23 protein-coding genes, 1 tRNA gene and 1 pseudogene are annotated in these 22,123 nt (G+C 61.2%); 11 read left to right on the forward strand and 14 right to left on the reverse strand.

Going from position 1 to position 22,123, the window contains the following annotated elements; all coding sequences use genetic code 11:
- Positions 1 to 15 precede the first annotated feature (15 nt).
- Entirely contained in the window at positions 16 to 450 is a 435-nt protein-coding gene (locus HRU92_RS15825) for a hypothetical protein (RefSeq protein WP_210258489.1), read from the reverse strand.
- A gap of 196 nt (positions 451 to 646) precedes the next feature.
- Here HRU92_RS15825 and HRU92_RS15830 point away from each other — a divergent pair, with 196 nt between their 5' ends.
- Positions 647 to 1,399, forward strand: a complete 753-nt coding sequence (locus HRU92_RS15830) for an ATP-binding cassette domain-containing protein (protein WP_172121916.1) — start codon at positions 647 to 649, stop codon at positions 1,397 to 1,399.
- A gap of 326 nt (positions 1,400 to 1,725) precedes the next feature.
- Positions 1,726 to 2,731, forward strand: a pseudogene (locus HRU92_RS15835) (IS110 family transposase).
- Between the two features lie 783 nt (positions 2,732 to 3,514).
- Here HRU92_RS15835 and HRU92_RS15840 read toward each other — a convergent pair.
- Both HRU92_RS15840 and HRU92_RS15845 read right to left on the reverse strand, forming a co-directional pair.
- Positions 3,515 to 3,703, reverse strand: coding sequence for a DUF6538 domain-containing protein (locus HRU92_RS15840; RefSeq protein ID WP_172121917.1), 189 nt, complete (start codon positions 3,701 to 3,703; stop codon positions 3,515 to 3,517).
- A gap of 87 nt (positions 3,704 to 3,790) precedes the next feature.
- A tRNA-Ser gene (locus HRU92_RS15845) sits at positions 3,791 to 3,880 on the reverse strand.
- Positions 3,881 to 4,125: 245 nt separating this feature from the next.
- Here HRU92_RS15845 and HRU92_RS15850 point away from each other — a divergent pair.
- Positions 4,126 to 4,449: a hypothetical protein gene (locus HRU92_RS15850; RefSeq protein ID WP_172121918.1), complete on the forward strand. Its 324-nt coding sequence runs from the start codon at positions 4,126 to 4,128 to the stop codon at positions 4,447 to 4,449.
- Between the two features lie 29 nt (positions 4,450 to 4,478).
- Positions 4,479 to 5,135, forward strand: coding sequence for a peptide-methionine (S)-S-oxide reductase MsrA (msrA, locus tag HRU92_RS15855; protein WP_172121919.1), 657 nt, complete (start codon positions 4,479 to 4,481; stop codon positions 5,133 to 5,135).
- 76 nt (positions 5,136 to 5,211) lie between these two features.
- On the opposite strand, the gene HRU92_RS15860 is transcribed toward msrA, so the two are convergent.
- The 8 genes from HRU92_RS15860 to HRU92_RS15895 form a co-directional block, all read right to left on the reverse strand.
- Entirely contained in the window at positions 5,212 to 5,847 is a 636-nt protein-coding gene (locus HRU92_RS15860) for a peroxiredoxin (protein ID WP_173088481.1), read from the reverse strand.
- 123 nt (positions 5,848 to 5,970) lie between these two features.
- Positions 5,971 to 6,498 (reverse strand): CreA family protein, encoded by a 528-nt coding sequence (locus HRU92_RS15865; RefSeq protein WP_173088483.1) that lies wholly within the window; start codon positions 6,496 to 6,498, stop codon positions 5,971 to 5,973.
- Positions 6,499 to 6,972: 474 nt separating this feature from the next.
- Complete coding sequence (locus tag HRU92_RS15870) at positions 6,973 to 7,545, reverse strand: hypothetical protein (protein WP_173088485.1); 573 nt, start codon at positions 7,543 to 7,545, stop codon at positions 6,973 to 6,975.
- A 63-nt stretch (positions 7,546 to 7,608) separates the two neighbouring features.
- The gene (locus HRU92_RS15875) at positions 7,609 to 9,504 is read right to left on the reverse strand and encodes an AAA family ATPase (RefSeq protein ID WP_173088487.1); all 1,896 of its coding nucleotides are present in this window, start codon (positions 9,502 to 9,504) and stop codon (positions 7,609 to 7,611) included.
- A 486-nt stretch (positions 9,505 to 9,990) separates the two neighbouring features.
- Positions 9,991 to 11,187: an ABC-three component system protein gene (locus HRU92_RS15880; RefSeq protein WP_173088489.1), complete on the reverse strand. Its 1,197-nt coding sequence runs from the start codon at positions 11,185 to 11,187 to the stop codon at positions 9,991 to 9,993.
- A gap of 71 nt (positions 11,188 to 11,258) precedes the next feature.
- Entirely contained in the window at positions 11,259 to 13,064 is a 1,806-nt protein-coding gene (lepA, locus tag HRU92_RS15885) for a translation elongation factor 4 (protein WP_173088491.1), read from the reverse strand.
- A gap of 52 nt (positions 13,065 to 13,116) precedes the next feature.
- Positions 13,117 to 13,530 carry a hypothetical protein gene (locus HRU92_RS15890; RefSeq protein ID WP_172121924.1) on the reverse strand — a complete coding sequence of 138 codons (414 nt, stop codon included), beginning with the start codon at positions 13,528 to 13,530 and terminating at the stop codon, positions 13,117 to 13,119.
- A 73-nt stretch (positions 13,531 to 13,603) separates the two neighbouring features.
- The gene (locus HRU92_RS15895) at positions 13,604 to 13,747 is read right to left on the reverse strand and encodes a hypothetical protein (RefSeq protein WP_173088493.1); all 144 of its coding nucleotides are present in this window, start codon (positions 13,745 to 13,747) and stop codon (positions 13,604 to 13,606) included.
- A gap of 105 nt (positions 13,748 to 13,852) precedes the next feature.
- Here HRU92_RS15895 and HRU92_RS15900 point away from each other — a divergent pair, with 105 nt between their 5' ends.
- The 4 genes from HRU92_RS15900 to HRU92_RS15915 all read left to right on the forward strand — a co-directional run bounded on the left by HRU92_RS15900 (position 13,853) and on the right by HRU92_RS15915 (position 16,287).
- Positions 13,853 to 14,764 carry a LysR substrate-binding domain-containing protein gene (locus HRU92_RS15900; RefSeq protein WP_173088495.1) on the forward strand — a complete coding sequence of 304 codons (912 nt, stop codon included), beginning with the start codon at positions 13,853 to 13,855 and terminating at the stop codon, positions 14,762 to 14,764.
- 83 nt (positions 14,765 to 14,847) lie between these two features.
- On the forward strand, positions 14,848 to 15,213 hold the full coding sequence (locus HRU92_RS15905; protein WP_173088497.1) for a metalloregulator ArsR/SmtB family transcription factor: 366 nt from the start codon (positions 14,848 to 14,850) through the stop codon (positions 15,211 to 15,213).
- Positions 15,210 to 15,647 carry an SRPBCC family protein gene (locus tag HRU92_RS15910; protein WP_173088499.1) on the forward strand — a complete coding sequence of 146 codons (438 nt, stop codon included), beginning with the start codon at positions 15,210 to 15,212 and terminating at the stop codon, positions 15,645 to 15,647. Before HRU92_RS15905 ends, HRU92_RS15910 begins: the two co-directional genes overlap by 4 nt.
- An 82-nt stretch (positions 15,648 to 15,729) precedes the next feature.
- Positions 15,730 to 16,287 carry a dihydrofolate reductase family protein gene (locus HRU92_RS15915; protein WP_172121929.1) on the forward strand — a complete coding sequence of 186 codons (558 nt, stop codon included), beginning with the start codon at positions 15,730 to 15,732 and terminating at the stop codon, positions 16,285 to 16,287.
- A gap of 102 nt (positions 16,288 to 16,389) precedes the next feature.
- Here the strand turns inward: HRU92_RS15915 and HRU92_RS15920 are convergent, their stop codons facing one another.
- On the reverse strand, positions 16,390 to 17,409 hold the full coding sequence (locus HRU92_RS15920; RefSeq protein ID WP_173088501.1) for a rhodanese-related sulfurtransferase: 1,020 nt from the start codon (positions 17,407 to 17,409) through the stop codon (positions 16,390 to 16,392).
- A 108-nt stretch (positions 17,410 to 17,517) separates the two neighbouring features.
- On the opposite strand from HRU92_RS15920, the gene HRU92_RS15925 reads away from it, so the two are divergent.
- A complete protein-coding gene (locus HRU92_RS15925; RefSeq protein WP_172121931.1) occupies positions 17,518 to 18,555 on the forward strand; it encodes an aldo/keto reductase in 1,038 nt (345 codons plus the stop codon).
- On the opposite strand, the gene HRU92_RS15930 is transcribed toward HRU92_RS15925, so the two are convergent.
- Positions 18,552 to 19,439: an NAD(P)/FAD-dependent oxidoreductase gene (locus tag HRU92_RS15930; RefSeq protein WP_173088503.1), complete on the reverse strand. Its 888-nt coding sequence runs from the start codon at positions 19,437 to 19,439 to the stop codon at positions 18,552 to 18,554. The genes HRU92_RS15925 and HRU92_RS15930 overlap by 4 nt on opposite strands.
- Positions 19,432 to 19,890: an Rrf2 family transcriptional regulator gene (locus HRU92_RS15935; RefSeq protein WP_127751725.1), complete on the reverse strand. Its 459-nt coding sequence runs from the start codon at positions 19,888 to 19,890 to the stop codon at positions 19,432 to 19,434. Before HRU92_RS15935 ends, HRU92_RS15930 begins: the two co-directional genes overlap by 8 nt.
- A 140-nt stretch (positions 19,891 to 20,030) precedes the next feature.
- On the opposite strand from HRU92_RS15935, the gene HRU92_RS15940 reads away from it, so the two are divergent.
- Entirely contained in the window at positions 20,031 to 21,239 is a 1,209-nt protein-coding gene (locus tag HRU92_RS15940; protein ID WP_172121933.1) for an O-antigen ligase family protein, read from the forward strand.
- Positions 21,236 to 22,111, forward strand: coding sequence for a glycosyltransferase family 8 protein (locus tag HRU92_RS15945; RefSeq protein ID WP_172121934.1), 876 nt, complete (start codon positions 21,236 to 21,238; stop codon positions 22,109 to 22,111). The genes HRU92_RS15940 and HRU92_RS15945 overlap by 4 nt, the downstream gene beginning before the upstream one ends.
- Positions 22,112 to 22,123 lie beyond the last annotated feature (12 nt).

Genomic DNA, 22,123 nt, shown 5'->3' on the forward strand with positions numbered 1-22,123 from the left:
GCAGTGCCCTCTACATCACTTAACAATGAACTTGCCGGCTAAGCCGCGATTTTCGTAGCCGGGCACATAAAAGGCATACTCACCGGGTCTAATTGGCACAAAAGAAACGCTGATAGTGCCTGCGTCGTCGAACTCGACCGAGTAGAGACCGAACGCCTTTACCTCCAGATCGTTGATCACGATCTGATTAATCCAGGCATTGCGGAAAAGCTCGGGCGCGACCACCGAGAACTCCTCACCCCCGTCGTGCTCAATGTTCCAGTTGTAGTACTTGCCAGTTTCGAGCCGGTATTCCGTGCTAGAGAAAGTCAATTCGTCACTATTGATATGTAAATCCAGAGCGGTGGGGTTCGAGGCTAAATTGCCTTCAGCCACAGCTGGTGTGATTGCCGAATGGCAAGCAAGGGTTACGCTCAGGGCAAATAAAGCCCTGCTCATCAGGTTTGTCATTTCGCCTCCCGGTCGTATGTTGCATTTGCAACAACTATTTTTTATGTCTGCTCTTAGGTCTCTTGTGTTAGCCTGACCCTGGTAAGCTTAGCAGCATAACCTGGAGGCGCAACCTTAACAAAGCCAAGCCAAGCTGCACGGTTAGGTTGCTACCGCGAAATCTTGCCTGTTTCACGATACAGAGTGGCCCGCGAGCATGATCAGCAAACCGGTTCTTCAATTGATCGCCATACGAAAGTCATATGGCCAGACTGAAGCATTGCGGGGGATGAGCTTTTGCGTGGGAACCTCGGAGCTAGTAGCATTGCTTGGTCCAAATGGGGCAGGAAAGTCTACTTTGTTTCAAATTGCTGCCGGCCTATTTCGACCTGATTCTGGTGAGGTGAAACTCTTCGGCTCTTGTTACCGTAAGAGCAGCTCGGCAATTCTCTCCAAGTTAGGTGTGGTGTTCCAGAGCCGATCGCTCGATGTCGAAATGACTGGGCAAGCTAACCTTTCCTTTCACGGAGCGCTGTTCGGCCTTGCGGGACGTAACTTGCGGGCACGGATTGGTGAACTGGCGAATCTTTTAGAAATCACGGACCTTCTTGACCAGCCGGTCCGGACATTGTCCGGCGGCAACCAGCGGCGGCTCGAAATAGCCCGCGCGCTTCTCAATCGGCCTAAGCTCTTGCTGATGGATGAACCTACCGTAGGCTTGGACATCCCAACAAGGCGCCTGTTCGTGCGCCACATCGAAACCATCCGCAGGGTAGAGGGGACTTCGATCCTTTGGGCCACCCACCTGGTCGATGAGGTAGAGGATGCGGACCGGGTCGTGCTGATCAGAAACGGTTCTGTGTTACACAACGGCCCGCCGGCGGAGCTGAAGTTGATCGCCGGGACCGACTCTCTCACACAAGCCTATGTTGCGCTCGCGGGGCCGTCCGGCAGCGAGGCTGATCTATAGCGCAGGGCACACAAATGTGGTGCGGGCAGCGGCCGCGTTACGTTTCTCCAAATAGCATTTGTTTCTAGTCAGAAGGTTCCTTAGTAGATCCTTACAAAAGCACCCCCTGGCGGTCAACTCGGTGAGGGTCAGCAGGGGAGCCGACTTCGGCAGTTTACGTGCCCATCAGAATGACGGCAATCAAGATTCCAGACGCTGTCCGTCAGTTTTGCCCCCATTTCAGATGAGGTGGATGGCTTCCGCTCCCGGCATCTGAGTGCCAAAGTGGGTTTGCTATCAGGCAACCCGAGCAAAGGAGCCATCCGCCACGCAGATTACCACTAGATCTGGCCAAGAGTGTTTTTCAGGTTCATGCCGTTAATGCGTCTGGAGGTGTTGTTGTACGCAAAACACTTCGGCGATCGCAGGTTCTGCCGTTCTTCACCAGGGTACCACCCTGTCTGATCGGCATTGAGGCGTGTGGCACATCCCACCATTGGGCTCGCCAGCTGACAAACCTTGGTCATGAGATCCGTATCATGCCGCCGGCCTAAGTCCCTATGTGAAGCGCAGCAAGAACGATGCGGTGGACGCGGAAGCGATTTGCGAGCCCGTGACCCGCCCCACCATGCGTTTCGTGGCGAAGAAGTCGACCGAGCAGCAGCAGCATTGTCGGTGCATCGGGTACGCGATCTTCTGGTTAAACAGCGCACCCTGTTGGTGAACATGATCCTCGGCCTCTTGGCCGAGGTCGGCATCGACATCCCAGTAGGTCTGGAGCGGGCGCTTGGGCTGGCGCGTCAGATCGCGGTCAGTGAATTCGAACCAGATGTGCCCGTTGTAGCCAAGCAGATTCTCGATCGTCTCTGTGCTCAGGTCCTCGACACCCATGTCCGTTTGCAGGCGATTGACCGCGCGATCATCGCTCTGCAGAGAACTGACCAGGTGGCGCGACGACTATCGACCATTCCTGGCATAGGTCCTGTTGGCGCCACAGCACTGGCGGCATCGGTTGCCGACCCGGGACAGTCCCGTTCTGGTCGAGAATTCGCCGCCTGGCTGGGACTGACACCCTCGCAGAAGTCGAGTGGTGGCAAGGACCGGCTCGGTCGCATCACCAAAATGGGCGATCGGTATCTGAGGAAGCTCTTGGTGATCGGCGCGACCTCTCTGGTCCGCCGGGCCAGGTATAAGCCCGAGGCAGCCGATCCCTATCTACTGGCGCTCCTTGCCCGAAAGCCGGCGCGTGTTGAGAGCGTGGCCATGGCCAACAAAATGGCCCGTGTTGTCTGGGCGGTCATGGCTCGCGGCGAGGTCTACCAAGCTCGCCGTGCCCGCAGCCTTGCAGCGTAAAACCAGGAAAAGATTGTAACTTGAAGCAAGATCCAGTTTGAGCCGATCAACCGGCTCCATGAGGTTGTGAGAGCGAAGCGATGTGATGGCGAAACCGGTCAGGCCGGAACAGAGACAACCCGTCGAACGACCGAGGCGCAATAGCCTGAATTTCAGATTGGGACCTTGTTTGCCGACCCCATCAAGGCCAGCAGTCTCTACGGCTGCATCAACAGGCCGCACAGAAGACTGCACCCGACCAACGCCAGAACGTCGAATTATCTCTTGCAATGCGGGAGCCATCCACAGAGGCCGTTCAGAGACCTCAAGTCCCTTCCTAAGAGCGGACATTGGCGCAAGGCATGATGGGCCACGAACGACATGATTCCGATCGCACAAGGACAAGAGAGATGATGTTGCGTGCGATAGCGACCTGACATCTGTCGCTACCCTTTGCTGGCGCGGCTCTGGCAAAGATCAATGAACGCCCTTAACGGCGCGCTGGCGAAACGGCTGGGGTAATATAGGCGGGGACCATCGAATGCCATCCAGCAATCCTGCAGGATGGGTACCAGCGTGCCGGATTGAAAATCATGCTTACACCAATTGCTGAATGCACCGATGATCCCCATGCCGGCACGAGCATAGGCCAGACCACTGTCCAAGGCGTTGACGCTGATGACGAGTGCGGTCCTCGGCTCCACGGTAGCGATGTCTGCGGCATTCCGCAGTCGCCATGGCAACAACGCCCCTCCTGCGAGCCGGTACCACTGACATCTCGGCGGCCGCTAGGCGGAGCTCCTCCTATTCGGCCTCGATGCGGGCCACGGTCTGCTTGTAGATGCGCGCCCCGATCCTGGGGTCGCGAGTACCGAGGGTCTTTCGGACTTCCGTCCTTCCCACGATCGGTTGCAGGTCCACCGGCACCCAAAGACGGGCATAGAGGATTCCGCTCTGAGGATGCTTCCAAAGGGGAGAGAGTTTTAGAGTCATTCCTGTATCACCTTCCTGTATCGATCAGGTGCGGCAAAGCCTTGCTATACAAGGACTTCCAGGATTTCTATGGATTTTTACGGAAAATGGCGGAGAGAGAGGGATTCGAACCCTCGAGACGGTTCCCCGCCTACACACTTTCCAGGCGTGCGCCTTCGACCACTCGGCCATCTCTCCGCATCGCCTGTACCCTTGGTGTTGAGCAAGGGAGACCGGTCTGGAAAGCCCGGTGCGAGCGAGGCGCAATATACCCATCGGCTCTGCCGACGCAAGGGATCACAGTACGGTAAACCCAATTGTTTTATGGCTCCAGCATCCCCATCTTGTGAGGACAAGCGCTAGCGTGTCACAAGGAGCGGTGTGCGATGGCAAGCGCTCGTCCTAAGCGCTAATCGAGCTTCCGCAACGCCATAGAGGTTCCAATGCGGCTTTTTGTTCGGATCGTGGGCACCTGGTTGATCGGCTTGGCCCTGGTCCTGTTGGTGGTCGATGGAACCAGGTCGTTGGCAGCCAACGCACTGCAATTTACCAGCCTCGCCCAGGCCTGGAGCGGTTGGCACCTGCCAAGTCTCGTGGCCGTCCAAGAATTCTTCGCCAGCCGTTTCTTTGCTGATCTGCTCGGCACCGCCTTGGCGGTCCTGCTGACCTACCCCGCTTTCGCGGTGATTGGCGTGCCAGGCATTATTCTGGCGGTGATGGGCCGCACGCCCAGAACAGAGCGCTTTGTCCGTCAGAGTCAAATTTGACGCCTCTTCAAAGCACAAAAGGAAAACCGATGTTCTTTAAAACCAAGCCGACGAGCCTGCCTACTGCTGCCGAGGCCCTGCCCGGCCGCGAGCAGCCCCTCGTGACCTCTGAAAATCATTATGTCAGCGGCGAAAAGCTCGCAGGTCCTTACCCTGCCGGCGCCCAGACCATTTATCTGGGGCTCGGATGCTTCTGGGGCGCCGAGCGCTTGTTCTGGCAACTCCCGGGCGTCATCGTGACGGCGGTGGGGTATCAGGGCGGGATCACCCCCAATCCCACTTATGAGGAAGTGTGTTCCGGCCGCACCGGGCATACCGAGGCGGTCAAGGTGGTGTTCGACCCCGCCCGGATCAGCCTCGAGCAGCTGCTCAAGACGTTCTGGGAGGAGCATGACCCCACCCAGGGCATGCGGCAGGGCAATGATGTGGGGACCCAGTATCGCTCGGCCATTTATACCACGACGCCCGAGCAGGCGGAGATCGTGCGCATGAGCCGCGACGCTTATGCAGCGCAGCTCAAGGCACGTGGCTTTGGCCCGATCACGACGGAGATCGCCCCGGCGGGGCCGTTCTTTTATGCCGAGCCTTATCACCAGCAATACCTGGCCAAGAACCCGAACGGCTATTGCGGGCTGCAGGGGACCGGGGTCGCCTGCGCCATCGGCACCGGGGTGGCGGCCGAATAAGCGGCCCGCACGCACCACAAAGAAAAGGGCGGCATTGCTGCCGCCCGAGTGGTCAGGGAGAAGACAGTCGCGCCACTTAGGCGCGGGGTTGAGGAACAATCCGCAGATAGGGCTTCAGTTCCGTCCAGCCCTCGGGATACTTTGCCTTGGCCTGCTCGTTGGATACGGCCGGCACGATGATCACGTCGTCCCCGTTCTGCCAATTGACCGGGGTTGCCACCTGGTGCTTGGCCGTCAGCTGCAGGGAATCGATCACCCGCAGCACTTCATCGAAGTTCCGGCCGGTGGAGGCGGGATACTCGATCTTGAGCTTGACCTTCTTGTCGGGCCCGATCACGAAGACCGACCGCACGGTCAGCGTATTGTCGGCATTGGGATGGATCATGTCGTATTGGCGCGCCACGGTCCCATCGGTATCGGCCAGCAGCGGGAAGTTGAGGGCGGAGCCCTGCGTTTCCTCGATATCGGCGGCCCAGCCGGCATGGTCCTCGAGCTTGTCGACCGACAGGCCCAGCACCTTGACTCCACGCTTTTCGAACTCGGGCTTGAGCTTGGCGGTGTAACCGAGCTCGGTGGTGCAGACGGGGGTGAAGTTCTTGGGATGGGAGAACAGCACTGCCCAGGAGCCATCGATGTAGTCGTGGAAATGGATGGTGCCCTCGGTGCTTTCGAGGGTGAAATCGGGGGCGCTATCGCCGATCAGAATGGCCATGGTGAAATCCTTGGGCTCGTTCGCGTTTGGTTGTCGGCAACAATATCGTACTCCGCCGCGCCGTTTGAAGCCGGGCGGGGCGGAATGATTTTGTGCGCGGGGCGCCTGCCGCGCGAGCCCATGCTATTGCGCGGCCGCTGCGGGGGCAGGAGCGGCCGCGGCGGCGGGCGGGGCGTTGAGCCAGGTGACGTTCTGGCCGCGCAGCGGCACGACCGACAGGCTCATCTTGCCCGAGCCCTGCTGGATCTGGCGGGCATGGCCGAGATAAACCAGCGCATCATTGGTCGCGTCATAGATCCGGGTGACGCGCAGCGACTTCCAGATCAGCGAGCGGTTTTCGCGAAAGATTTCCTCGCCCCCGGGGCGGGTGGAAATATCGCCCACGGTGATGGGGCCGACGGCCGAGCAATCCAGCGCCGAATAGGAGGGGTCCTCGAACCAGTTGCCCTGCGAGATGCGATCGATAAAGCCGCGATTGAAATAGGCGAGGTGGCACACGACCCCCGCCACTTCCGGATCGGGCACGGCATCGATGGCAATGTCATTGCCGGTCCAGTCGACGCCCACGCTCCCCACTTCACGGGAATCGCCGCAGGCGGCGAGCGCCAGCACCGGGAGAACAAGGGCGGCAAGGCGAGCAATACGGCGCATGGGGCAAAGATCTCCCGGGGGTTGGCGGCCGGGCATAGATGGCCCGCGCCGGGGCCGGGTGCAAGGGGCGTGCGAACGCGCCCGCTGGCCGGGGCCGGCGGGGGGGGGCGCGACGTCCTGCGGACGCGCGGGCTAGGGCGCGATCGCCTGCGGCGACGCGGGGGCGCCTAGCCGCAAGGGCGGCTAGGCGGGAGCGGACCCCGAGGCGGTGGCGCCTCTTGGGATGGTTGGAGTGAGACGACATCGCCTCGGGGCGGCCGGGATTTACCGATCCAGCTCGCAAAGCGCGCCCCCCAATTCGGCAGGGGGCGAACTGTCCAATGCGGCTCGGACCCACGGCGTGCAGCGACGCACCCCGTCCCGGCTGTTCCATCCGCCATCTGGTCGCTGCAGCGCCGCTCCTGCGGGGGAATGGGCAGCACCATACACGCCCGGCAAGGGGGCGGGGATAACTGCCCGCCCCCTTTTTGCGCGCTAGAGCTGGCGAATGGCGGGAAACCCCGGATCGAGCCGCGCCGGCGGCACCGCTTCCCCCAGCGGCTCGGCCCGCCGGGCGGCGGCAATCCCCGCCTGGTAGCCGCGGCTGAAGTGATCGCGAAAGGCCCGGTCCATGCGCAAGGCCAGTTTCTGGCGGATCGAGCGCATCTCGTCGCGCCCCTCGGGCGAGAACTGTTCGGCCGGCAACAAGCGCCGCACCGGCATCGGCAGCGGCCGCGTCAGCCACACCCGAAAGCGATCTTCTTCGCTCCAGCCGGTATGGCTGGCCTCATAGGCGGCCAAGAGCGCCAGCGCCTGCCCCAGCTGCACAGAAAGCCCACCCCAGCTGGGCGCCGCCGGCGGCAATTTCTCCTGCGCGCGCCGCTTGGGCCCAAAAATCTGCGCATCATGCAACACGGCCTCGGCCGCCATCCGCACCTCGTCGCCCAGGAGCGCCTCGGGCTTTTTCGCCGCGACGCTGCGCGCCTGCTCCTGCAGCGCCGTCAGGCGCAACCACAATGCCTCATGGCGCTCCGCCAGCGCCGGGGTGATCCGAAGGATTTTTGCCATTTTCTTGGACACTCTCTCTGTGGGTGAACAGGAGAGAATAGGGCAGGCGGGGAGGGGAGGGGATTACGGCTTCAATTTTAGCGCCTTATTGGAGCGCGTATAACTAGGTCCAACCGTGAGTTCATCGAGATCCAATTCCGGATTCATCATCGAAGTGGTGAAGATAATCTGATGAGGGAGCCTTGCGGCGCGTGATCGCTGCAAAATTAGTTTTTGAAAGTTGTGAGAACGTGGCAATTCCATGCCTTTGTCTTCGACATTATCGAGCAGTAGGAACCTTGGGTGCCAGAATTGTTCATCGAGCGTAGCGGCGCTAAATAGCGCCAGTAACGCTGTATTCTTCGCAATCACATTGCTGCTCTCAGCGAAGTTCATTTTCCCGTCCACCATGATAGCGTCATCTCCGAAATCGATGGAGAACTTCTTCGGGCTTTCAAACTCGTCCTGCCGGGCAAGGTCTTGCTTAAGGAGACCGCGTCCGATAGCATCTACAGCTACCATCGCTTTGTTGGTCCGAGTATCTGACGCTACTGAGAGGCGCAGGGAACGTGCTTCCAGAGCTACTATGCGGTCATTAAGGTCGGAACGCTCCCGACTTAAGCTATCAAGTCGAATCAGTGCCTCTCGCAACTCCTCTAGATGATCGCCCTCGCGTTCAAGGGCCCCCATACGCCGATTTTGCGTGGCGAGGAATGCTTCCCTCGGCGAGTTTCCTGCCTCGTATCGATTAGAGAATTCAGTCAGCTGCTCGTGGAACACCCTTTTGCTCTCACGAGTTCGGTTCAGTAGCTCGGCATGTTCTGCCCTTTTGGCGGAAAGTAGCTGCCCTGTTTCTTTGATTTGGAGTTCATTATCTATCTTGAGTTCTAGGTACTTCGAGTGCTGGCTTTCTTCGTCAACGGTGGTGCCGCAAACAACGCAATTGCCTGCGCCGTGATCCGGCAGTGGCTTGAGGCAGGCGGGACAATAGCGGAACTCCAACTCCCCCACTAATGCAGCTAACGAGGCCGCAGAGCTAATCTTAGCCAGAAGCTCCTCTAAATAGACTAGAAACGCCTCTATCTCCCCTAACTCAAATTCGGCAGCCGTTGCGAGTCGTTCCTGCTCGGTCAATGCCGCACTGGCCCTCTTTAATTGCCGGCGCATTCTTTCCCGCGAAGCGACAAAATTCTCCGTCTCGCCGGAGTTAACAATGGTGTCAACGTTTTCTATCCGGTCTTTTATACCGCCGATCTCGTTCCGTATCTCGAGGATTCTGGCGTCCAGACTGGCGACATTACTCAGGCCTTCTGCCCTCGGCAGAGCAGCTAAAGCAGCCGTATAAAGTCTGTCCTTGATCAGGTATTCAGCTTTCAACTGACGAAGCGCGAGCTGGGTGTCGTATAGCTCGTAGCTATTAACCCCAAGTAGGAGATCTCCGACTGCCTGACGGATGTCTCTGGTGTCAAACGACTCAAATCGGAACAGCTTTCCGGCTGGCGTTTGTTGGTCCGAGTACATCAGTCGCAATATTTGATGCAGGGTAATGTTAGATCCCGCTTCATGCGTAGCTTCTGGGATCAGACAGGACCTGAATAAAAATTGCGAAAACGACAGCCCCGTGTCCGAGCCCCGGCGTATTGGAAAACGCTCCCACCCGTCTATGCCCGAGGAGGAAGCTTTGTCCATTCTGCCAAAGAACACGAATGCAGCGGCCTGCCTACTCTCTGTGGAGCGCTTCACTGTTATAAATGCGGTCGCGGTCTGTACTTCTGCCTGCACCTCGTCGCAGAGACTGGCTGCGTCCTTCCAGGCATCAAATTCACCGCCTAAGGCGAAGAAGATGAAGTCAGAAATGGTAGATTTTCCGGAGCCGTTCTCGCCCCTTATGATATTTGTTCCTAGGTGGAACTGTTGGTCATAGGCCGCTTGCCCGCCTTTCATAACCCTTAGCCGACGGAGCGCTAGGAAGCTGCTCAAGATCCAATTCTCCGGAGTCCGGTTGCTGCTCGGAGGCCGCCCACCCCAGAACCTACCTGAAGAAACGACGTAGTAAGAAAGCGAGCCGTGCGCTTCTCTGCTTCGGTTGCGAACGGGGTGCTCTCAGCTGCGGCACGGCCGATCGGGCTGAGAGTAAGTACCCCATCGCTCAGGCTGCTCAAATCCATGAGGCCTCTACCCACAAGGTTCTGAAATGCCTCCATTTGTGCGCCGCTCATTCGTTCATAAAGGACGGGAGCGGGGGGTACTCCACAAAATCTTCTCTCGGTAACGCCAGTTCGCTAAAATCCCTTCGCGCCACCAGAGTCATCCTAGTGCGATGCAGGAGTGCGGGATTGGCCAGATAGAAGTCCGATATAAACAGCCGCTCCCGCCCTCGGCATCCCTCCTGCCAAATACTAAGGAGAAGGAGGCACCGGCGTAACGTGTCATAGACATCTAGCTGGGCGTACCAAAGCATATCCCTCACAGTGCGTCCCACCGGATGTGGCACTTCTCAGTGAGGAAGTATATTGCGTTTTGGACGGTTGCTGCGCTTGCCTTATGAGAAGAATATTTGGCTATCACAGGCTCGATCACGCTCTCTCGGACGGCCGCGTCAATTTCCTCGAATGTTGCGCCCTTGCAGATTTTTGCGTGATAGACAAAGGTGTTGAACATTTGCTGTACGTCGGCGAGCAGCTCATCGTTGAGGCGCCGATGCTCAAATCTTAGGCCGGTACTCATATATTGCCGCGCAAAACGATTTTGAGCTTCGTTTGCCAAGCCATATTCATGCTCCCTATCACCATCCATTAGTTTCTGGTGCAGGTCTCGCCGGTCTAGAGTATTGGGGTCACCTAACAGATCGGGAGGAAAATGGCCTTCGAGGTTTGACTCGGGCTCATCTGGAAGTGACTTAGTCAGCGCCGTCAGCCGTCGCCTTATGCCGAGGTATATCGAGGCGTGTCGGTTAACAGGTCGGCAGATGTTTATGTGGTCGGCGTCAATAGGGACTGGCGAGTAAGTGCCGATCCCTGGATCGGCGCTAGGAAGGTCGACAATCAGCCCAATTTTGGTGGCAAATTTCTCATAGTAGACGTGAACATCGATGTCGTTCGCATCGCAGTTCTGCCTGCATGCGTCGTTGAGTGCCACTAGCTCTGGGTTGTCTTGGCGTAAAACCTCCATATGTGGAGAGGATAGGCGACTGCTAAACTGCCTAAACACGTTTGCCATCGCTGCGCCGCGATGCGGCGTTGCGATAAAGAAGATGGCGCGCGAACTTGTACCTATTGCCCGCCAACCCGGGTCCCGGGATTCGAGGGCTGTTCTTACAATCTGCTTTGCAAGCAGGCCGCCCAAACTATGGCAAACGAAAACTAACGGCTTCTCACCAAAGCCATAGCCCGCCAAGGTCTCGAGAACCTGTTTGGCCCGTTCGTATAGGTCCATCTCCTTCTTGGCCCACTTCACGAACCAAGATGCAGGATAGCCTAGTGTATATAAGGCTAGTCCTGGGACGTCAGCGTGAAGCCACAGGGGCCAGAAGGAGCCCTCGGGCTCAGTGGCATTGGGGTTGCTCCACGTCTCAACGTGGTTTCCTCCAAGGCCATGAACAAATACTACGTCAAGCACCCCTCGTTCGCCACATATGTTAGCGAACTGAAATTCTTCAGGCATAGCCCCTCGCTGCCGTTTGAAGGCAGAAAGCATAACGGGACAATATTGGCAAGTTGGGGCGGCTGGTTTGTTTAGTCGTCGCCCATCTTCAGCGCCTTGATGAAGGCCTCTTGCGGGATTTCCACCGAGCCGAACTGGCGCATGCGCTTTTTGCCGGCTTTTTGCTTTTCCAAGAGCTTGCGCTTGCGGGTGGCGTCGCCGCCATAGCACTTGGCCGTCACGTCCTTGCGCATGGCGCGCACGGTTTCGCGGGCGATGATCTTGCCGCCAATCGCCGCCTGGATCGGAATGACGAACAGATGGGGCGGGATCAGGTCCTTGAGCTTTTCGCACATGATGCGGCCGCGCGATTCGGCGACGGTGCGGTGCACCAGCATCGACAGGGCATCCACCGGCTCGCTGTTGACCAGCACCGAAAGCTTCACGAGATCCCCGGGGCGATGCTCGGCCAGCTGGTAGTCAAAGCTGGCATAGCCCTTGGAGATGGATTTCAGCCGATCATAGAAATCGAACACCACCTCGTTGAGCGGCAAATCATATTCCACCATGGCGCGATTGCCGACATAGGAGAGGTTGCGCTGGATGCCGCGCCGGTCCTGGCAGAGCTTGAGGATCGAGCCGAGATATTCGTCGGGGGTGAGAATGGTGGCCTTGATCCAGGGCTCGCGGATCTCGGCGATCTTCATCACATCGGGCAGATCGGCGGGGTTGTGGAGCATCACCACCTCGCCATTGGTCATCTCGACCTCGTAGACCACCGAAGGGGCGGTGGCGATCAGATCGAGATTGAACTCGCGGCTTAGGCGCTCCTGGATGATTTCGAGGTGCAGCAGGCCCAAAAAGCCGCAGCGGAAGCCAAAACCGAGCGCGGCCGAAGTTTCCATTTCGAAGGAAAAACTGGCATCGTTGAGCCGCAGCTTGCCCATGGCGGCGCGCAGCTCGTCGAAATCGGAGGCATCGACGGGAAAGAGGCCGCAGAACACCACCGGCTGGGCCGGGCGGAAGCCTGGGAGGGCCTCGGCGGTGGGCTTGCGATCATCGGTGATGGTATCGCCGACATTGGTATCGGCCACTTCCTTGATGGAAGCGGTGAAAAAGCCCAGTTCCCCCGGGCCGAGTTCGCCGACATCGACAAGCTTGGGGGTGAACACGCCGACGCGGTCGAGCTCATACACGGCGCCCGACGCCATCATGCGGATGCGCTGGCCCTTCTTGACCGTGCCATCGACAACGCGGATCAGCACCACGACGCCGAGATAAGTGTCGTACCACGAATCAACCAAGAGCGCCTTGAGCGGGGCGTCGAGAATGCCCTTGGGCGGGGGCAGGCGGGTGACGATGGCTTCGAGCACGGTGTCGATGCCGAGCCCGGTCTTGGCTGAGATCTCGAGCGCATCGGACGCATCGATGCCGATCACGTCCTCGATCTGCTGTTTGACGCGCGGAATATCGGCGGCGGGCAGGTCGACCTTGTTGAGCACGGGCACGATTTCGTGGCCGGCGTCGAGGGCATGGTACACATTGGCCAAGGTCTGCGCCTCAACGCCCTGGGAAGCGTCGACTACAAGGAGCGAGCCCTCGACGGCGGCCATGCTCCGGCTGACTTCATAGGCGAAGTCGACGTGTCCGGGCGTGTCGATGAGGTTGAGGATATAATCCTCGCCATCCGCCGCGTGGTATTTGAGGCGCACGGTTTGCGCCTTGATGGTGATGCCGCGCTCGCGCTCGATATCCATCGAGTCGAGCACCTGCTCCTTCATCTCGCGCAGCTCCAGCCCACCGGTGAGCTGGATCAGCCGGTCGGCCAGGGTGGACTTGCCATGGTCGATATGGGCGACGATGGAAAAATTGCGGATGCGGTTCTGCGGCGTTGTCATGGGCAAGCGTCTAGCAGAACCGCGGGGGACCGCAAAGATGGTTTAGCGCGCGTTAACTGCCGCTTTTCATCCCGGCATAGATGTTCACCACCGCTTCGGCATTTTGCCGGTCAGCGCCACCTTCGGCGCAATCGGGCGTGGTGCGCTCCACATCGGCCTTGATCTTGGCATAGGCTTCGGTCGCGGCCGCGTCATCCATGCCCAGGCCCGCCTCGAAGCGCTTCTGGTCGTTGTTCATGCGCGAGGTGGCATTTTCATCCACGGTGATGGCGCAGATCTCGATGATGGCCTTGGTTGCATAAAGCCCGGTGAGCAGATTGGCCTGCTTGGGCGTGGCGTTAACCGGGGCGGCCGGATCGATGCTGATTTCGGCCGGAGCGGGGGTCGTCGTCGGCGCGGCTTGCTGCGCCTGGGCGGCGGTGAGCGGCAAGATCAGGACGGCAGCAAGAACGAGTGGGCGCAACATGGAACAGCTCCTTTGGGGCGGCGGGCAGGGCCCGGCGGGGTTGCTCCCCTTGGAACGCGCGAATGTGGCTTGTCTACGGCGCTCCCCCGCAAACCGGGTGGTGCGGGGGCAGATCGGCCCAGTCGCGCAGCCCCGGCGCTTCCGGCTCGGGCGGTGGCGCGGCGGGCAGGCTGAACCAGGGCAACAGCCATTGACGGAGACGGGCAAGAACAAACATTTTGTCGGCTCCTTTCCGGGGCAAGGTGTGAGATGGGGCCCAGAATGCGCGCGGGTCGGAGCTCGGGCAATCGACAAGGTCGCGGCGCCATTATAGAAAATCTCCATGAGCAAGGGCTTTCCCATTCCCCTCAATGCGGTGCGCGCGATCGAGATCGTGGCGCGGCGTGGCGCGCTGGCGCCCGCGGCCGAGGAGCTGGGCGTGACCCTTGGCGCCGTGAGCCAGCACTTGCGGCGGGCCGAGGCGCGGCTGGGCATGGAGCTGTTCGAGCGTACCGGGCAGGGGCTGGTGCCCACCGCAGCCTTGCGCGCTGCCTTGCCCCAGCTCAGCGCCGGCTTTGCCGCGCTCCAGGACGGGCTGGCGGAACTGAGCGGCAGTGACGAGGCCATTCTCAACCTGACGGTAGGGAGCGTTTTCGCTTCGCGCTGGCTGATCTGGCGGATCAACAAGTTCACGACGCTTTATCCCGAGATCGAGGTGCGGCTGACAGTGACGGGTGCCATGCTCGATCTGCAGCGCCCCGATATCGACTGCGGCATTCGCTTCGGCGCCGGCAACTGGCCGGGCGTGATCGCGACACCGATCGGGGGCGCCGAGTTCCAGCCCGTGTGTGCTCCGCCCATTGCTCGGGCCCTCAAGCATCCCAGCGATCTGTATGGGGTGCCCGTGATCCGCGACGAAACTACCATGCTGTCCTGGGATCTGTGGCTGAAATCGGTGGGATTGGACGCAGAGCGGCGCCTGCATGGTCCCACCTATTCCGATCCCTCGCTCGCCTTTGATGCGGCGATTTCCGAACAAGGCGTGCTGATGGCGGTGGACATGATGAGCGCCGATGCGGTCAGCGATGGCCGGCTGGTGCGCCCCTTTACCGGTCCAGTGAGCGGACCCCATCAGTATTGGCTGGCGACGGTCAAAGGGCGACGCGAAACGACGAAGCTACGCCGCTTTCGCGAATGGCTGGCCGCCGAAATACCCGCCTCGGCGCGGGGCTATGTGCACCAGTCGCGCGGCTGAGCCCGGCCAGGCAATTGGGCATTCAAATACTTAAGCGACAACTTAAGCGTTGACGCTCCGGCTGGACTGCGATACTTAAGTGCATGCTTAACCAAGACGACAAACTCGACCAGATCTACCGCGCCCTTGCCGATCCGACCCGTCGGGCGGTGGTGGAGCGGCTGACCGCCGGATCGGCAACGGTGAGCGAGCTTGCCGAGCCGTTCGCCATGTCGCTGCCCGGCCTGACACAGCACCTGCGGGTGCTTGAAGACGCCGGGCTGGTGCGAACCGAAAAAGTGGGTCGGGTGCGCACCTGCACGCTCGACCTCGAGGTTCTGGGGAGCGCCGAGCGCTGGATCAACCAGCGCCGCCAGGCATGGGCGCAGCGCTTTGATCGACTGGGCGCCTTGCTGGCCGAGGATGACGAGCCTTCACCACCAACACCATCCAAAGGAAGAGATTCATGACCGATCGTTCCGTTTCCCATGGCAGCTTCACCATTGACCGGGTTCTTCCCGCCAAGCCAGAGCGTGTGTTTCGCGCCTGGTCGGACCGGGAACAAAAGGCCAAGTGGTTTCCGGTGGGCGAGATTTTCGAGTTCAAGGTCGGCGGCCGGGAATATCAGGCCGATAACGGGCCCAATGGCGCCCAGTTCGTGTTCGATGTGCGCTATCACGACATCGTCCCCAACCAGCGCATCGTCTATGCCTACGAGATGCTGATGGACGGCCGGCGTATTTCGGTGTCGGTCGCGACGGTCGAGCTGGTGCCCGAAGGCGAGGGCACGCGGATGATCGTCACCGAGCAGGGGGCGTTCCTGGACGGGCTCGACAATTCGCGCCAACGCCAAGAAGGCACGGAACAATTGATGGACGCTCTGGCACTCGCGCTCGCCAATTGATGCCCACTCTTTGATCCGTAAGCGGAGCGAGCCCCGGCTTGTCAGCCAATGGATCGCGCCCGGCAACCAAAAGGAGGTTTGTATGCGTTCATTGCTGGCCTGGAACGTCATGACGCTGGATGGCTATTTCGAAGGCGCCCAGCCCTGGGATTTGAGCTTTCACAATGTGGTCTGGGGCCCCGAACTCGAGGCGCAATCGCGCGAACAGATGGAGGGCGACAAAACCCTGATCTTCGGGCGCAAGACCTATGAAGGCATGGCGGCCTACTGGCCCACAGCGGCCGATGAAGGCTTGGTGGCCGAGCGCATGAACGCCATTCCCAAGATAGTGGTGTCCAATACGCTCACAACCGCCGAGTGGAACAATACGCGGGTGCTCGGGGGCGATGCGGCCCAAACCATCGCGGCGCTCAAGCGCGAGGATGGCGGCGATCTTTATGTGTTTGGCAGCGCGCAACTGCTGGGCAGCCTGCTCGCGGCAGGGCTGGTGGATGAATACCGGCTGTGCCTGGCGCCAGTGGTGCAGGGACGCGGCACGCCCCTCTTCAAGCCCGCCGAGCAGCCGCAGAACTGGACCCTGCTGGAAGCGCGGCCCCTGCAAACCGGCGGTGTGATGCTGCGGTACGGGGTCAAGGGGTAGAGGCCCCTTACCCGCATCTCAGGATGGATCCCGGCTCAGGGCCGGGATGACAGCTGGTGGGTCGGAGAGGGCGTGCGCCTGCCGGTAAGGTGCGCCGGCGCGTTAGCCCCGGTTGTTCCTCAGACGCGATTGTTCGGCTTGGTCGCGTTTGCGCTGCTTGGCGCGGCGGGCCGCTTCGGCGGCTTCGTCGCCGAGATGGGCGGTGCCGCGTTGGCGGGCGAGTTCGATCTGTTTTTGCCGCTCGGCAGCGGCGGCATGCTTGGCGGTGTCGTCAGCGCAATGGGGGCAGGCGACGCCTTCGCTAAAGCGCGGATCGGCGCGATCGGCGGGGGTGAGCGGGTGGCGGCAGGCGCGGCAGAGGGTCGCCTCACCTTGCGCCAGGCCATGTCCGACCGCGACGCGATCATCGAACACAAAGCACTCGCCCTCAAACCGGCTTTCGGGTTCGGGAACGGTTTCAAGATAGGCCAGAATGCCCCCCTTGAGGTGGAACACTTCGGCAAAGCCCTGGCTCAACAGGTAGGAAGACGCCTTTTCGCAGCGGATGCCGCCGGTGCAAAACATGGCGACTTTCTTGTCGCGCGCGGGATCAAGATGGGTCGCCACATAGTCCTTGAACTCGGTGAAGGTCGCGGTCGCTGGATCGAGCGCGCCCTTGAAGGTGCCCAGCCCCACTTCGTAGTCGTTGCGGGTATCGACCAGCACCACATCATCGCGCTCGATCAGGCTGTTCCAGTCGGCGGGCGCCACATAAGTGCCCACGGTTTGGGACGGATTGGCTTCGGGGGCGCGCAGGGTGACGATCTCGTGCTTGAGGCGAACCTTCATGCGCAGGAACGGCATTTCGGCAGCGCCGGAGAACTTGATCTCGGCACCGTCGAGTCGGCTCGCCCATAGCGGATCTTCGAGCAAAAAGGCGTGCAGGGCGTCGATGGCCTCGGGGGTGCCGGCAACCGTGCCATTGATGCCTTCAGGCGCGAGGATCAACGTGCCCTTGATCGCGCGCACGCAGCAGAACTGCGTCAGCACCGGCTGAATGGCCGCGGCATCAGGCAGATCAGCGAACTTATAAACGGCCATGACCTTGTATGGCAGGGCGGCTTGCGGCAAGTTATCGGGCATCGGGATTCCGGCAGACGCTGAATGGCGTCTGGCTCTCTATCATCGCGTCACGCCCTGCGCCAAGCAGCGCGCGGTCGCGCAATCGCACATTTCTGGGAGGCAAGAACCATGACTTATCGGGCTGATACGGCGCGCTACGACACAATGCAATATCGCCATTCCGGCCGTTCGGGCCTGCAGCTGCCGGTGGTGAGCCTCGGGCTGTGGCAGAATTTCGGGGGCACGCGCGACTACCCCAGCGCCATGGAAATCCTGGGCCACGCCTTTGATGCCGGTGTCACTCATTTCGACCTCGCCAACAATTACGGGCCTCCGGCTGGCTCGGCCGAAGAGCTGTTCGGCCAGGTGATGGCGCGCGATTTTCGCCCCTATCGGGACGAGCTGATCATTTCCACCAAGGCGGGCTACAATATGTGGCCGGGCCCCTATGGCGAGTTCGGCAGCCGCAAATATCTGCTGGCGAGCCTTGACCAAAGCCTGGGGCGGATGGGGCTCGACTATGTCGATATCTTTTACTCCCACCGCTTTGATCCCAACACGCCGCTCGAGGAGACCATGGGGGCGCTGGCCCATGCGGTGCGGGTCGGCAAGGCGCTTTATGTCGGCATCTCGTCCTATCCCGAGGCGCAAACGCGCGAGGCCTACCGGATCCTCAAGGAAATGGGGGTGCAGACCACCATTCACCAGCCCAGCTATTCCGTGCTCAATCGCTGGATCGAGAACGATCACACCATCGACGCCTGTGGGGAATTAGGGATCGGCATGATCGCCTTTTCGCCCCTGGCGCAGGGCGTGCTGTCGGGCAAATACAACAATGGCAAAAAGGAAGGCACGCGCGGGGAGAACCCCAATGGCTCGTTGCGCGCCAGCCATATCGAGCCGCGGGTGCTCGAGGCCGTCGACAAGCTGGGCGAAATCGCCAAGGCACGCGGGCAGAGCCTAGTGCAGCTGGCGCTGAGCTGGGTGCTGCGCCGGCCCGAAATGACCTCGGCGCTGATCGGGGTGCGCAATCTCGACCAGCTCAAGGACAATCTGGGCGTGCTCAACAATCTTGCGCTCAGCGCCGAGGAGATCGCAGCGATCGACGCGGCCACGGCCGGGGGGCAGATGGAGCTGCACCCCAGCCCCAAGGGCTGGCTGCGCTAAAGGAGCATGGACTGCTGCGCGCCCATGGCGGCCATCGAGCCGGCATAGGCGGCGCTGGTGACACTGTGCATGGGGGTGGTGAGGTCGCCCGCCGCGAAGACCCCCTCGCGCGAGGTGGCCTGGCGCTCGCCCACCACCACCATGGTGCCAGTGGGCGTGGTGTCGGTCTCGAGCCCGAGTTGCTCGTGCAGGTCGGCGGATGGATGATTGCGGGGATGGGCGTAAAGCGCATCGAGTTCAACCTTGGTGCCATCTTCGAGGCTCACGCCCGACATGTGGCCGTTGTCCTGGTGGACCGCGGCCAGCTTGCCATCATGGATCTTGACGCCCCGTCGCTGCAGCTTGTTGCGCTCCGCGTCGGGGATGGCATTGCCATCCAGGATCAGCGTGATGTCCTCGGTCCAATCGCCATAAAGGGCCGGGGCATGCAGCGACATGGGGGTGCTGTAAAGCAGCCCCCAGCGCGGGCCCGCTTCATAGCCGTGGCAGAATGGGCAATGGATCACCGATTTGCCCCATGCCTCGGCAAAGCCGGGGATGGGGGGCATTTCATCGGTGATGCCATAGCTCAGGATCAATCGGCGAGCGGCAAAGCTGTCCCCGGTCTCGGTGGTGATCGTGAAATCGTCGGGCTGGCCTGAAACGGTGCTGGCGCGGCCCTCGATCAGCCTGACCGTGGGATAAGCCTCGAGCTGGCGGCGGGCGGCAGCGAGGATATCGCCGGGCGCTACCCCGTCATGACCCAGCACATTGTGGGCACTGTCGGCATAGCGGTTCCGGTTGAGCCCGGTATCGAGCACGCTGACCTTGCGGCGCGCGCGCCCGAGCTGGAGGGCTGCGGAAAGGCCGGCGAACGAGCCGCCGACAACAAGTACGTCATCCATGAAAATGGCTTTCGGAAGAATGGGAAAGAGCGGGAAGCGCAGTTGCGCCCGCCGCGAGTTGGGCAATGCTCAGGCGGCGCAGCCGGTTGGCGAGCAGGGCTTCGGCATCGGCCAGCACCTCGTTCATCACCCCGTCAACGGTGCGCACAATGGCGCAGCCGGGATCGCCCGGCTCGCTTTCGGTGCGCACGAGAAGCGTTTCCCCCAAGGCATGGTACACATCAAAGACGCTGATCTCGGGGGCGGGGCGCGCCAACTGCCAGCCCCCGCCATGGCCCTTGCTGGAGCCCACCAAACCCGCTTCGCGCAGGCTGCCGAGCACACGGCGGACCACCACCGGATTGGTTTGCAGGCACACCGCCAGAACCCCTGAGGTCAGCGCGTCCTCGGGCTGGGCGTGCAGATGCACAAGGGCATGAAGGGCAACGGAAAGGCGACTGGATCTTTTCATGTAACTTCTTTAGTTGCAGAATTGCGGCGCGTCAAGCGGGGCGCGAAAGCCACACTCATGTGGTCAGGGGGTGAGCGCCGGTTGACGGCCGGGGCGGCAGCGACCATGGTCGCCCCAGCCACTCAGCCCAGGACCTGCGCTTGCTTCGATCAACCCTTACCATGCTGGCATGGTGCGCCCTGGTTTGCGGGCTGACCCTGCCGACGCTAGCGCCGGGGGCCGCCAATATGCTCACCCTGGTGCTGATCGGGGTGGGCTTGACCTTGCTGCCCACGGCCGAAGGGCGCCGGGCGCTTTGGCAGCCAGCGACCTGGTTGCCGCTGGTCGCGGGCGGCTTGATGCTGCTGGCCATCGCGGGTTCCGCACGCGAGCCGATGTCGTTTGGCGCCATCATTTTTCTTGTGCCCCTGTTTCTGGCCGCGCCGCATGCTGCCCTGGTTGGGCAATTGGGCGCGCGCCTGACCCTAACGGCGGTGGGGACGCTGGCGTTGCTGGGCGCTATCGCAGGAGCGGTGGTCGCCGGATTTGACGTCTTTGTCATGGGCGAGCCGCGCGGGGGGGTGCTGGTCAACAACCCCATCCACCTGGCCGACCTGGCGCTGACTTTGGGCTTTGTCGCGGCAGTGGGGGTGTTGAGCCGATGGCGTTGGCGGGCAGTGTTCCTGCTTGGTCCGATCGCGGCGCTGCTGGCGATCTGGTTTTCCGGCTCGCGCGGGCCGCTGGTGGCCTTTGTGCCTATGAGCATGGCCGCGCTCGCCGGTGCCGCGCTGCATTATCTGCCGCGCCGGCGCGCCTGGCTGCTGATCGGGTGTGGTGCAGTTGCCGCGCTGCTGGTGTTTGCCGCGCTGATCGGCACCGGCTGGATCGAGCGCACGGGGCCCTTTGGCGAGATCGTGTCGCTGTTCCGTTCGGGCGAGCCTGGCGACGATTCCACCAGCCAGCGCCTCATCATGTATCGCAGCGCTTTGGCGGCCTTCATGGCCTCGCCGGTCTGGGGGCATGGGCTGGGGCACTTCATGGAGGCCGCAGCCCAGTTTGCCCCTCCAGGGGCGCGGTTTCCCAAATACGACCATCTGCACAATGACATCGCCGACTTTGCGGTTTCGGGGGGCCTTTTGGGCCTGCTCTCCTATGGCTTGATCCTCCTCGCGCCGTTTGCCGGCGCCTGGCGCGCCCAAGGGTCGCAGCGCGCACCAGCGCTCTATCTGGCGCTGGTCGCCAGCGTCGGCTATGCGGGCATGGGGCTGACCAACGCCATGTTCGGCGTGTTGGCCCAGACGCTGGTTTACACCGTGCTGCTGTCGCTGATTGCGGTGCTCGCCGGCCGGCCTAAAGAGAGTTTCCCTTGAGCGACCGCCCCATCCATATCGCGCTGACCTTTGACGACAATTTTTGGGCGCCGGCCTATGCCACGATGCGCTCGGTGTGCCTGTTCACCCATCGGCGCAGCGACCTGGTGTTTCACCTGTTCCATCGCACCCTCACAGTGGAGCACGAGGAGGACCTGCTCGCCATTGAGAGCGAGTTCGGGGCGCGGCTCGAATGGTATGACCTCGACGCTTCCCCCCTGTTCGCCGATGTGGCAGCGCGCATGCCGCTCAACAAGCGGCTGAGTAACATTGTTTATGCCCGGCTGATGATCGATCGCCTGCTGCCGGCGGGGGTGGAGCGGGTGCTGTATCTCGATTGCGACATGCTGGTGCGCGACGCCATTGAAAAGCTGGTGGAGATGGACATGCTGGGCCATCCCATCGCGGCGGTGCGCGACACGATGGGCGCCTTCATCACCGGGGGCCGTGACCTCAAGGCCAATCGCGATATTCTGGATCCCGCCGATCCCTATTTCAATGCGGGGCTGGTGCTGATCGATGTCGCCCAATGGCGCGACGCCGACATCCTGGGTCAGCTCGAAGTGGCGCTGCGCGAAGGCGTGATGGAGCGCATCTATTATGACCAGGATTTCTTGAACCTGGTGTTCAAGCGGCGCTGGCTGCAACTGCCCTGGCGCTGGAACACGATCGATGCCCGCCACGCCCATGAAGGGCTCGACCCCGCCATTCTGCACTATACCGGGGAAGCCAAACCCTGGGGCATCTTTGCCGGCATGTTCCACTGGGTGGCCTTTGGGCGGCTCTACCGGCATGTGATGGGCAATGAGCTGTTTTACCGCTTCGCCCGGCACCGCTGGAAGCGCTGGTGGATGAAGAAACTGGGGCGTTAGGGCGAGGCGAAC

This window comes from Devosia sp. 1635 (assembly GCF_013185955.1).
In the GTDB taxonomy this organism is placed as follows: Bacteria; Pseudomonadota; Alphaproteobacteria; order Rhizobiales; family Devosiaceae; genus Devosia.

Excerpts from the sequence above, each read along its gene's own strand:
- HRU92_RS15825 (WP_210258489.1), bottom strand. The coding sequence starts at position 450 with ATGACAAACCTGATGAGCAGGGCTTTATTTGCCCTGAGCGTAACCCTT.
- HRU92_RS15830 (WP_172121916.1), top strand. The coding sequence starts at position 647 with ATGATCAGCAAACCGGTTCTTCAATTGATCGCCATACGAAAGTCATAT.
- HRU92_RS15840 (WP_172121917.1), bottom strand. The coding sequence starts at position 3,703 with ATGACTCTAAAACTCTCTCCCCTTTGGAAGCATCCTCAGAGCGGAATC.
- HRU92_RS15850 (WP_172121918.1), top strand. The coding sequence starts at position 4,126 with ATGCGGCTTTTTGTTCGGATCGTGGGCACCTGGTTGATCGGCTTGGCC.
- msrA (WP_172121919.1), top strand. The coding sequence starts at position 4,479 with ATGTTCTTTAAAACCAAGCCGACGAGCCTGCCTACTGCTGCCGAGGCC.
- HRU92_RS15860 (WP_173088481.1), bottom strand. The coding sequence starts at position 5,847 with ATGGCCATTCTGATCGGCGATAGCGCCCCCGATTTCACCCTCGAAAGC.
- HRU92_RS15865 (WP_173088483.1), bottom strand. The coding sequence starts at position 6,498 with ATGCGCCGTATTGCTCGCCTTGCCGCCCTTGTTCTCCCGGTGCTGGCG.
- HRU92_RS15870 (WP_173088485.1), bottom strand. The coding sequence starts at position 7,545 with ATGGCAAAAATCCTTCGGATCACCCCGGCGCTGGCGGAGCGCCATGAG.
- HRU92_RS15880 (WP_173088489.1), bottom strand. The coding sequence starts at position 11,187 with ATGCCTGAAGAATTTCAGTTCGCTAACATATGTGGCGAACGAGGGGTG.
- lepA (WP_173088491.1), bottom strand. The coding sequence starts at position 13,064 with ATGACAACGCCGCAGAACCGCATCCGCAATTTTTCCATCGTCGCCCAT.
- HRU92_RS15890 (WP_172121924.1), bottom strand. The coding sequence starts at position 13,530 with ATGTTGCGCCCACTCGTTCTTGCTGCCGTCCTGATCTTGCCGCTCACC.
- HRU92_RS15895 (WP_173088493.1), bottom strand. The coding sequence starts at position 13,747 with ATGTTTGTTCTTGCCCGTCTCCGTCAATGGCTGTTGCCCTGGTTCAGC.
- HRU92_RS15900 (WP_173088495.1), top strand. The coding sequence starts at position 13,853 with ATGAGCAAGGGCTTTCCCATTCCCCTCAATGCGGTGCGCGCGATCGAG.
- HRU92_RS15905 (WP_173088497.1), top strand. The coding sequence starts at position 14,848 with ATGCTTAACCAAGACGACAAACTCGACCAGATCTACCGCGCCCTTGCC.
- HRU92_RS15910 (WP_173088499.1), top strand. The coding sequence starts at position 15,210 with ATGACCGATCGTTCCGTTTCCCATGGCAGCTTCACCATTGACCGGGTT.
- HRU92_RS15915 (WP_172121929.1), top strand. The coding sequence starts at position 15,730 with ATGCGTTCATTGCTGGCCTGGAACGTCATGACGCTGGATGGCTATTTC.
- HRU92_RS15920 (WP_173088501.1), bottom strand. The coding sequence starts at position 17,409 with ATGCCCGATAACTTGCCGCAAGCCGCCCTGCCATACAAGGTCATGGCC.
- HRU92_RS15925 (WP_172121931.1), top strand. The coding sequence starts at position 17,518 with ATGACTTATCGGGCTGATACGGCGCGCTACGACACAATGCAATATCGC.
- HRU92_RS15930 (WP_173088503.1), bottom strand. The coding sequence starts at position 19,439 with ATGGATGACGTACTTGTTGTCGGCGGCTCGTTCGCCGGCCTTTCCGCA.
- HRU92_RS15935 (WP_127751725.1), bottom strand. The coding sequence starts at position 19,890 with ATGAAAAGATCCAGTCGCCTTTCCGTTGCCCTTCATGCCCTTGTGCAT.